Source organism: Aquicoccus sp. (assembly GCF_041686535.1).
Lineage (GTDB): Bacteria > Pseudomonadota > Alphaproteobacteria > Rhodobacterales > Rhodobacteraceae > Aquicoccus.
In genome coordinates this window covers 18,108-27,305 of sequence record NZ_JAWLDS010000037.1, presented here as the reverse complement: position 1 = coordinate 27,305, position 9,198 = coordinate 18,108, and the positions used below count along the sequence as shown (strand labels likewise).

Below are 9,198 nucleotides of genomic sequence, written 5' to 3'. Positions count from 1 at the left end.
GCGGCACGCCACCTTAACCTTCCCCTCGACAGTCGCCCCGCCGGACGTTAGAAAACGCCGGTTATGGCCAAGGAAAAAACCAATCCCAATTACAAGGTGGTCGCGGAAAACCGCCGCGCGCGCTTCGATTACGCGATCGAGGAAGATCTCGAATGCGGCATCATCCTGCAAGGTTCCGAGGTCAAGTCGATGCGCCAGGGCAGCGCCAACATCGCCGAAGCCTATGCCCATGTGGACAACGGCGAACTGTGGCTGGTCAACAGCTATATCGCGCCCTACGAGCAGGCCAAGACCTTTGGCCACGAAGAGCGGCGCAAGCGCAAGTTACTGGTTTCACGCAAGGAATTGGCCCGCCTCTGGAACGCGACCCAGCGCAAGGGGATGACGCTGGTGCCGCTGGTGCTTTATTTCAACCACCGCGGAATCGCCAAGATCAAGATCGGTATCGGCAAGGGCAAGAAGGCCCATGACAAGCGCGCGACCGAGGCCAAGCGCGACTGGAACCGCCAGAAACAGCGCCTCTTGCGCCACGGGGGATAGCGCGACGATTCGCGTATCCTTCCCAACCTCGTCCGCGTGGTTCATACATTGACAGGATTTCCCCGGCAGAATGGCCCGTGCGGTGCCGTGATCGCGGAATAATCCCGCCTCCCGTGACAGCGGGCCGCCGCGGCGTCCGGCCTTGTCAGTTTCGCCCCCCCGCGCTAGTCATGGCGTGAACCGCATGGGGGGCAAACATGGCGCAAGACGATCCCGGAACCCTGGTCTCGACCGAATGGCTCGCGGCCCATCTCAAGGACCCTGATCTGCGGGTGATCGACGGGACGTGGTACATGCCCGGCGACCCGCGCGATGCAAAGGCCGAATACGCGGCCGCGCACATCCCTGGCGCGCGCTATTTCGATATCGACGACATTGCCGACGCGCGCTCGGACCTGCCGCACATGGCCCCGCCGGTCGAAAAATTCATGAGCCGTCTCAGGGCCTTGGGCGTCGGAGACGGGCACCAGGTGGTGGTCTATGACACCCTGGGGCTGCAAACCGCCGCCCGGGTCTGGTGGCTTTTCCGCCTGATGGGGCATGAGGATGTCGCCGTGCTCGATGGCGGTTTCCCGAAATGGCTGGCCGAGGGGCGCGAGGTCGAGGACCTGCCCCCGGTGATCCGCGACCGCCACATGACGGCGCGGCGTCAGAACCAGCTCGTCAAGGACGTGACACAGGTTTCCGCCGCCTCCAAGCTGGGCGATCACGAGATCATTGACGCGCGCTCCGCGGGCCGTTTCGCAGGCACCGAGCAAGAACCGTGGCCCGGCCTGCGCCCCGGTCACATCCCCGGCTCGAAGAACGTGCCATTCCCGGATTTGCTCAACGAGGACAAGACGATGAAAGACCCCGAAGAGCTGCGCGCGATCTTCGACACGGTCGGCGTGGACCTCACGAAGCCTGCGATAACCTCTTGCGGGTCGGGTGTCACCGCCTGCGTCGTGTCGCTTGCGCTCGAACGGATCGGCAAGAAGGACTGGTCGGTTTATGACGGCTCCTGGTCCGAATGGGGGGCCTTTCCCACATTGCCAGTCGAGACCGGAGAGGCGTGATGTTCAACGCCCTGTCGCAACAGCCCGTCGACAAGATCATGCAGCTCATGCACATGTTCCGCGAGGATCCGCGCGAGGACAAGATCGACCTCGGCGTCGGCGTCTATCGGAACGCCCAAGGCGTGACGCCGGTCATGCGCGCCGTCAAGGCCGCCGAGAAAACCCTTTGGGAAGAACAGGATACCAAGGCTTATGTCGGCCTGGCCGGCGATCCCGTTTTCGCCGATGCGATGGCGTCGCTGGTTCTGGGTGATGCGGTGCCACGCGCGCAGGTGGCCGCCGTGGCCACGCCGGGCGGCACCGGCGCGGTGCGACAGGCATTCGAATTGATGCTGATGGCCAACCCCGGGGCGCGCGTTTTCGTCAGCGATCCGACTTGGCCCAACCATATCGGAATCCTCGACTATCTCGGGATCGAGAACGTCACCTACCGCTATTTCGATCGCGGCACCGGCGCGGTGGATTTTGCCGGGATGATGGAGGATCTGGGCCAGCTGCGCGCCGGTGACGTGGTGCTTTTGCATGGTTGTTGCCACAATCCGACCGGCGCCAACCTGACCCTGCCGGAATGGCGGCAGGTGGTCGAGCGGCTCAATGCCGCCGGGGCCGTGCCGATGATCGACATTGCATATCAAGGCTTTGGCGACGGCCTCGATGCCGACGCGGCGCCCACGCGGCTGGTGGCCGCGTCCTGTCCCGAAACGCTCATCGCGGCCAGTTGTTCCAAGAATTTCGGGGTCTACCGCGAACGCACCGGCATCCTGATGGCGGTGGCCCACGAACCCGCGTCGAAGGCGCTGGCACAGGAAAACCTGACCGCGCTCAACCGCATGAACTATTCCTTCCCGCCAGACCATGGCGCACGGGTGGTGACGATGATCCTCACCGACGATGCGCTGCGCGCCGACTGGATGGCCGAACTGGAGGACACCCGCCTCGGGATGCTCCGCCTGCGCGAGGCGCTGGCGGGCGAGCTGCGCGAGTTGTCGGGCAGTGACCGCTTCGGCTTTCTCGCACAGCATCGCGGCATGTTCAGCCTCCTGGGCACCACGCCCGAGCTGGTCGAGCGTCTGCGCAGCGAACACGGTATCTACATGATCGGCGATTCGCGCATGAACATCGCCGGGCTCAACGACCGCACCGTGCCGATCCTCGCCCGCGCGATCCTCGACGTCGGGATCTGAGACTCAGTTCATCAACCCGGCATGGCGCATCGCATCGTCGATGCGCGTCTTGACGCCCTCGGACACGGTGGTCAGCGGCAGGCGCACCTCGTCACTGCACAGGCCCAGCCGCGACATCGCGTATTTCGCACCCGCTAGCCCCGGTTCGAGGAAGATCGCGACATGCAGCGGCATCAGCCGGTCCTGATAGCCGAGAGCCGCGGCATAATCCCCCGCCAGCGTCGCCTCCTGGAATTCCGAACACAGCTTCGGCGCGACATTGGCGGTGACCGAGATGCAGCCAACCCCGCCATGCGCGTTGAAGCCCAGCGCGGTCGCATCCTCGCCCGAGATCTGGATGAAATCCGTGCCACAGGTGATCCGCGTCAGCGGCACACGGGCCAGATCGCCGGTGGCGTCCTTGACCCCCACGATGCGCGGCAGCCTCGCCAACTCGCCCATGGTGTCGGGCATCATGTCGACAGCGGAGCGCCCGGGGATGTTGTAGATGATGATCGGCAGATCACAGCAATCATGCACGGCGGTGAAATGGGCGATCATGCCCTGCTGGGTGGGCTTGTTGTAATAGGGCGTCACCACGAGGATCGCATCCGCCCCCACGCTTTCGGCATGCCTGGCAAAGCGGATCGCCTCGAAGGTGTTGTTCGACCCGGCCCCGGCAATGACCGGTATCCGCCCGCCCGCGGCCTTCACCACTTCCTCGATGACCTGTTCGTGCTCGCGATGGGTCAGGGTCGGGCTCTCGCCGGTGGTGCCGACCGGCACGATCCCGTGCGAGCCTTCGGCGATATGCCACTCGACCAGCTTCTTGAGCGTCTCGACATCCAGCTCGCCGTTCTTGAACGGCGTGACCAGGGCAGGCATGGACCCTTTGAACATGGCGACGCTCCTTTCTTCAATTGCGGGCGGCTGGCCCGGCTCCGTTCGATCACATGACGCTGCAAATCGCGCCAGCCTGCGGGTTTGTGAATTGAAGACAGGGGCGCGGGCGCTATGCTGGGCCTGTCTATCCGGATTCATGCGAGGAAATGCAAGGGATGTTGCGGCTGGCTGCGTTGATTTTCTGCGTTTCCGCGCTGGTCGGAACGGCCATGGCCGAACCTTCGCGCGCCCCGCGTCCGCTGGCCAGTGCCCTGCATGCCTCGGAACGCGGCGACTGGGATCGCGCGGCCGAACTCGCCGTGCGCGACGGACCCTCCGCGATATCACTGATCGAATGGTATCGCCTGCGCGCCGGGCGCGGTTCGCCGACCGAAATATTGGCTTTCCTCGAGGATCATGCACATTGGCCCGGGCTCGACCTCTTGCGCAAGCGCAGCGAGACTGCATTTGCCACCGCCACGGATGCGCAGGTCCTGGCCTTTTTCGACGGGCATCCGCCGCAAACCGGGCGCGGTGTCCTGCGCCATGCCCGGGCGCTTTCGGCGACGGGTGCCCTGGGCGACGCACAGGCCGGGGTGGTCCTCGCCTGGCGCAGCTTCCACCTGGGCACCGACGAACATCTCGACTTCATCCTGAACCATGCGGATCTGCTTGCCCCGCATCACGAAGCGCGGCTCGACATGGCGCTGTGGCGCGGTTTGGAGAGCGATGTACGCCTCATGCTGCCGCTCGTGGACGAGGGCTGGCGCGCGCTCGCCGAGGCGCGGCTGGGGCTGCGCGCGGGCGCGGGCGATGTCGATACGCTCATCGAAGCCATCCCCGAGGTGTTGCAGGGCGACCCCGGACTTGCCTACGAGCGCTTCCTCTGGCGTCTCGGCAAGGGCCTGCGCGAAGAGGCAATCGCGCTTTTGCTGGAGCGCAGTGCCGCCGGCACGCTGGGCGAGCCGGACCGCTGGGCCGGGTGGCGGCGCAATCTTGCGCGCGGCGAGATGCGGGCCGACAACGCCGACCTGGCCTATCGCATTGCCACCAACCATGGTCTGACCGAGGGCGCGTCCTTTGCCGATCTGGAATGGCTGGCCGGGTATATCGCGCTTTCCCAACTGGATGATCCGGCCCGCGCACTCGCGCATTTTCGCGCTTTCACCGGCGCCGTGGACACCCCGATTTCGCTCGGTCGGGCGGGCTATTGGCTGGGCCGCACCTACGAGGCGCTGGAGGATGCCCCGACCGCGCAGGTCGCATATGCCGAAGGTGCCGAGCACCAGACAAGTTTCTACGGTCTGCTGGCGGCCGAAAAGGCCGGGGTTGCCGTGCAGTCCGAACTTGCGGGGGTCGAGTATTTCCCCGCATGGCAACAGGCCGATTTTGCGGGCAGCGACCTCGTGAAGGTGGTCGAGCTTGCCCTGGCCATGGGCAACCTGACTCTGGCAGAGTGGTTTGTCCTGCAACTCGCCGACGGCCAGGACCGCAGGGTCATCGGACAGATCGGCAACATGCTCGAGGATCTGGGCGCCACCTATCCCGGGGCCGCACACCTTGCCGTGATGCTGGGCAAATCCGCGGCAGGCCGTGGGGTCGTCTTGCCCGGGGCCTATTATGCGCTGCACCCGATGAAGGACATGGCCCATCCGGTGCCCACGGAGCTCGCGTTGGCCATCGCGCGGCGCGAAAGCGAGTTTGACCCGGGCGTGGCCAGCGGCGTGGGCGCGCAGGGGCTGATGCAGCTCATGCCCGACACCGCGCGGGAGGTGGCGCGTGGGCTTGACCTCGATTACGATCCGGGCCGCGTGATCACCGACTGGCGCTATAACACGACCCTGGGCAGTGCCTATCTCGCCCGGCTGGCGCGCCGGTTTGACGGCAATGTCGTCATGGTGTCTGCCGGATATAACGCCGGGCCGGGCCGTCCAAGCCGCTGGATGGAGGAGCGCGGCGATCCGCGCAAGGGCGAGATCGACATGATCGACTGGATCGAGCATATCCCCTTCAGCGAAACCCGCAATTACGTGATGCGCGTGGCCGAATCGCTGCCCGTTTACCGCGCCCGGCTGGGCCGTGATCCGCTCCCTGAACCGTTCAGCCGTGAACTTGTGGGCTCAAGCGTTCTGTCGCTCCCGCCACAGGGTGAATAGTCCCGCGCCCACGATCAGCCCGGCCCCCAGCGCCACGTTCAGTTTCACCACCTCGCCAAAGATCATCACCCCGATCACCGAGGCAAAGACCAGTTGCAGATAGGCAAAGGGCTGCACCGCGCTGGCCTCGGCCACCTCGTAGGTCTTGATCAACAGCCAGTGGCCCAGGGCGCCGGTGATGCACAGAATCCCCATCCATGCCCAATCGCCGGCGATCATCGGCTCCCATGACCAGATGCCGATCAGGGTCATCATCACCGCCCCCATCGTGCCGGTCCAGAAGAACGAGGTGGCGGTGCTGTCACGCCGCGCCGCAAAACGCGTCAGCAGCCCGTAAAGCGCGAACAGCAGGGCGGCCGCCAGCGGCACCACCGCCTCGATGGCGAACACCCCGAAGCCCGGGCGCAGGATGATCAGCACGCCCATGAACCCCACCGCGATCGCGACCCAGCGCCGCCAGCCGACACGCTCGCCGAGGATCGGGCCGGAAAGCGCCGCGATCAAAAGCGGATAGCAGGTAAAGACCGCGTGGCTCTCGACCAGGCCCAGCAGGGTAAAGGCAAGGATCATCACGCAGATTTCCGTGGCCAGAAGCAGCCCGCGAAAGATCTGCAGGAAGGGCTGCGTCGTGGCGGCGGCAGCGCCGATCCCGCCCGCCTTGCGCCGGGCCACGGCGATGACGAAGGCAGCAAAGAACCAATAGCGGATCATCACCACCATCAGCACGTTGTATTCCCCGGCCAGATGTCGCGAAATCCCGTCCTGCGCGGCAAATACGAATGTGGTCGCGACCATCAACAAGATCCCAAGGCGGGTGTTCTGCTCTGTCATCTCAGGGCATCCTCGCTGTGGTCATGTGGCGCTTGCGGCCAAAACCGGGGCGGCGCGTCACCTCGAATCCCGCTGCTTGCAGAGCGCGGCGCACATCCCCGGCGGCGGTATAGGTCGCCGCCGTTCCGCCCGGCGCGGTATGCGCGGCGACCGCCTGCATCAGGTCTTCCCCCCAGAGTTCCGGGTTCCGTGCGGGTGAGAACCCGTCGAGAAACCACGCATCGGCCCGCCCCGTCCAGCGCGGCAGCGTCGCGCGTGCATCGCCCTCGATCAGCTCGAACCGCAGATCGGGCAGGTCGATCACCGGACCTGACCCGAGCGCATCAAGAATTTCGGAGCTTTCCTCCGCCAGTTCGGGAAAGGCCGAATGCGCCGCGCGCATGTCGTCAATATCCACAGGGAACGCCTCGAAGCTGGTGAAATGCAGCCGCCCGCCCTGTCCGGTCCCGCGCCAAAGCCGCCAGGCCGCCAAGAGGTTGAGCCCCGTGCCGAAGCCGAGCTCGGCCACGTGAAACCCGTCGTGGAACCGCGCAGCAAGATCGTTGCCGTCGAGAAAGACATGGCAGGTTTCGGCCAGCCCGTTGTCGAGGCTGTAATACGGATCGTCGAACCGGGCCGAGACCGGCACCTTGCCGTCGCGCCATTCAATTTCCGCACTCTGGCCCATTGCGCCCCGATCCCCTAGAACCCCCGTGACCGGCGGGACAATGAAGACAGCGAGGCGCTTTGGCAATGGTCGACGTGACGATCCGCGGGGCGGGCATTTTCGGCCTCTCCATCGCGTGGGAATGCCTCGCGCGTGGTGCGACCGTGCGCGTGGTCGATCCGAACGGGCCGGGGGCCGGGGCCTCGGGCGGCGTGGTCGGCGCGCTGGCGCCGCATGTGCCGGAAAACTGGAACGACAAGAAGGCGTTTCAACTGCAAAGCCTGCTGGCAGCCGAGGAATTCTGGGCCGGCGTCGAGGCGACCGGCGGGCTCTCACCCGGTTTCGCGCGCCTCGGGCGGCTCCAGCCGGTGCCCGATGAGCACATGCGCGCGCTGGCCCGTGCACGCGAGGAAACCGCCCGTGATCTATGGCAGGGCCGGGCCGAATGGCGGGTGGTCGCCGCAGACACCACCGCTGACTGGGCGCCGCACAGCCCCACCGGCTGGCTCATCCACGACACGCTTACCGCGCGCATCCATCCGCGCCAGGCGGTTCGCGCGCTCGTGGCCGCGATCCGCGCCAGGGGCGGCGAGGTCACGGCGCGGGCAAGCGACGAGGGCGCGGTGATCTGGGCCGCGGGCGCATGGGATCTCGACCGGATCAGCGCCGCGCTCGGGCGCATGGTGGGCAATGGCGTCAAGGGGCAGGCCGCACTCTTTGCGCTCGACGCACGCGACCGGCCACAGGTCTTTGCCGACGGCGTTCACATCGTCCCGCACGCGGATGGCACCGTGGCCGTCGGTTCCACCAGCGAACGCGATTTCGAACGCCCCGAAAGCACGGATGAACGGCTTGACGCGGTGATCGCCCGGGCCATTGCCGCCATGCCCGTGCTCTCGGGTGTGCGGATCATCGAGGCATGGGCCGGTCTGCGTCCCCGCGCCAAGAGCCGCGCGCCGATCCTTGGCCGCCACCCGCTCGCCCCGGATCAGTTCATTGCCAATGGCGGGTTCAAGATCGGTTTCGGCATGGCCCCCGGCGTGGCGCGCGCCATGGCCGACCTCGTGCTCGACGGGCGCGATACCATCCCCGATGGGTTCCGCCCCGAAGCGTCGCTCTGAGGCTCAGACCTCGGCCTCGGCCTGCATGCATTGCCGCCCGTCCGGCCCGCGCACCCAAAGCGCATGGCCCTTCCGGCAGAGCGTCGCGGTTTCATGGTGCAAAAGCGGTGCGGTGGCCCGGAACGAGAACCCCCTGAGCGGGCCAAGCGCGTCCTGCGCCATCAGCATCAGAAGCTGCGCCAGAAGCGGGCCATGCACGACAAGCCCGTCATAGCCCTCGACCTCGCGGGCATAGCGTTCGTCGTAATGGATGCGGTGGCCGTTGAAGGTCAGCGCGGAATAGCGAAACAGCATCGTCGTGTCGAATGTCACATCCGTTGCTTGCTCTTCCCCCATGGGTGCATTGGGCAGCGCGGGGCGAGGCTGGCCCTTTTCCGGGTCTTGCCGGTAAACCAGATCCTGCCATTCGGTCACGCACAGCGCGCCGGCCTGCCAGATCTCGTGGCGCAGCGTGACAAAGGCCAGTGGACCGCTCCGCCCGCTCTTGCGGTAGGTGGTTTCCACGGCGCTCCTTTTCTCGGCGGCCACGCCTGAGACAAGCGGCGCATGAAACCGCAATCGCCCGCCGGCCCACATCCGGCGCGGCAGGCCCATGTCGGGAATGAGGCCGATGCCCGTGCGCGGATGACCGTCACGCCCCAGCTCTTGCGTTGGCCGGGCGTCCCAGAAATAGAGCTGGTGAAAGAAGGGTGGCATCTGTGCGCCCGCCTCGATGTCCTGCGCGCGCCCCAGAATCGCCAGCATCGCCGCGGCGCGGGCCGGGTCGATGACGTCGCCTTGGCGATCCATGTGGGGAGTGTCAGG

The 9,198-nt window shown here is 66.1% G+C and carries 9 protein-coding genes; 5 read left to right on the top strand and 4 right to left on the bottom strand.

The genetic code is table 11. The features are described 5' to 3' along the window. Positions 1-63: 63 nt before the first annotated feature. From smpB to ACESL9_RS09700, 3 genes are all read left to right on the top strand, one after another. On the top strand, positions 64-540 hold the full coding sequence (smpB, locus tag ACESL9_RS09710; RefSeq protein WP_372674768.1) for an SsrA-binding protein SmpB: 477 nt from the start codon (positions 64-66) through the stop codon (positions 538-540). A 197-nt stretch (positions 541-737) separates the two neighbouring features. Next, positions 738-1,595 (top strand): 3-mercaptopyruvate sulfurtransferase, encoded by an 858-nt coding sequence (sseA, locus tag ACESL9_RS09705; RefSeq protein WP_372611430.1) that lies wholly within the window; start codon positions 738-740, stop codon positions 1,593-1,595. Then, positions 1,595-2,779 carry an aromatic amino acid transaminase gene (locus ACESL9_RS09700; protein WP_372611432.1) on the top strand — a complete coding sequence of 395 codons (1,185 nt, stop codon included), beginning with the start codon at positions 1,595-1,597 and terminating at the stop codon, positions 2,777-2,779. Before sseA ends, ACESL9_RS09700 begins: the two co-directional genes overlap by 1 nt. A 3-nt stretch (positions 2,780-2,782) precedes the next feature. Here ACESL9_RS09700 and dapA read toward each other — a convergent pair whose 3' ends face one another. Further along, positions 2,783-3,658 carry a 4-hydroxy-tetrahydrodipicolinate synthase gene (dapA, locus tag ACESL9_RS09695; protein ID WP_372611434.1) on the bottom strand — a complete coding sequence of 292 codons (876 nt, stop codon included), beginning with the start codon at positions 3,656-3,658 and terminating at the stop codon, positions 2,783-2,785. A gap of 158 nt (positions 3,659-3,816) precedes the next feature. Here dapA and ACESL9_RS09690 point away from each other — a divergent pair, with 158 nt between their 5' ends. Beyond that, positions 3,817-5,796 carry a lytic transglycosylase domain-containing protein gene (locus ACESL9_RS09690; protein ID WP_372674767.1) on the top strand — a complete coding sequence of 660 codons (1,980 nt, stop codon included), beginning with the start codon at positions 3,817-3,819 and terminating at the stop codon, positions 5,794-5,796. Here ACESL9_RS09690 and ACESL9_RS09685 read toward each other — a convergent pair. Further along, positions 5,761-6,627 (bottom strand): DMT family transporter, encoded by an 867-nt coding sequence (locus tag ACESL9_RS09685; RefSeq protein WP_372611438.1) that lies wholly within the window; start codon positions 6,625-6,627, stop codon positions 5,761-5,763. The genes ACESL9_RS09690 and ACESL9_RS09685 overlap by 36 nt on opposite strands. Position 6,628: 1 nt before the next feature. Then, positions 6,629-7,294: a tRNA (5-methylaminomethyl-2-thiouridine)(34)-methyltransferase MnmD gene (gene mnmD, locus ACESL9_RS09680; RefSeq protein WP_372611440.1), complete on the bottom strand. Its 666-nt coding sequence runs from the start codon at positions 7,292-7,294 to the stop codon at positions 6,629-6,631. Positions 7,295-7,359: 65 nt separating this feature from the next. Between mnmD and ACESL9_RS09675 the strand changes: the two genes are divergently transcribed. Beyond that, complete coding sequence (locus tag ACESL9_RS09675) at positions 7,360-8,394, top strand: NAD(P)/FAD-dependent oxidoreductase (protein ID WP_372611442.1); 1,035 nt, start codon at positions 7,360-7,362, stop codon at positions 8,392-8,394. 3 nt (positions 8,395-8,397) lie between these two features. Here ACESL9_RS09675 and ACESL9_RS09670 read toward each other — a convergent pair whose 3' ends face one another. Next, entirely contained in the window at positions 8,398-9,183 is a 786-nt protein-coding gene (locus ACESL9_RS09670) for a MaoC family dehydratase N-terminal domain-containing protein (RefSeq protein WP_372674766.1), read from the bottom strand. Between the last annotated feature and the right edge of the window lie 15 nt (positions 9,184-9,198).

Excerpts from the sequence above, each read along its gene's own strand:
- ACESL9_RS09670 (WP_372674766.1), bottom strand. The coding sequence starts at position 9,183 with ATGGATCGCCAAGGCGACGTCATCGACCCGGCCCGCGCCGCGGCGATG.
- ACESL9_RS09690 (WP_372674767.1), top strand. The coding sequence starts at position 3,817 with ATGTTGCGGCTGGCTGCGTTGATTTTCTGCGTTTCCGCGCTGGTCGGA.
- smpB (WP_372674768.1), top strand. The coding sequence starts at position 64 with ATGGCCAAGGAAAAAACCAATCCCAATTACAAGGTGGTCGCGGAAAAC.
- sseA (WP_372611430.1), top strand. The coding sequence starts at position 738 with ATGGCGCAAGACGATCCCGGAACCCTGGTCTCGACCGAATGGCTCGCG.
- mnmD (WP_372611440.1), bottom strand. The coding sequence starts at position 7,294 with ATGGGCCAGAGTGCGGAAATTGAATGGCGCGACGGCAAGGTGCCGGTC.
- dapA (WP_372611434.1), bottom strand. The coding sequence starts at position 3,658 with ATGTTCAAAGGGTCCATGCCTGCCCTGGTCACGCCGTTCAAGAACGGC.
- ACESL9_RS09700 (WP_372611432.1), top strand. The coding sequence starts at position 1,595 with ATGTTCAACGCCCTGTCGCAACAGCCCGTCGACAAGATCATGCAGCTC.
- ACESL9_RS09685 (WP_372611438.1), bottom strand. The coding sequence starts at position 6,627 with ATGACAGAGCAGAACACCCGCCTTGGGATCTTGTTGATGGTCGCGACC.
- ACESL9_RS09675 (WP_372611442.1), top strand. The coding sequence starts at position 7,360 with ATGGTCGACGTGACGATCCGCGGGGCGGGCATTTTCGGCCTCTCCATC.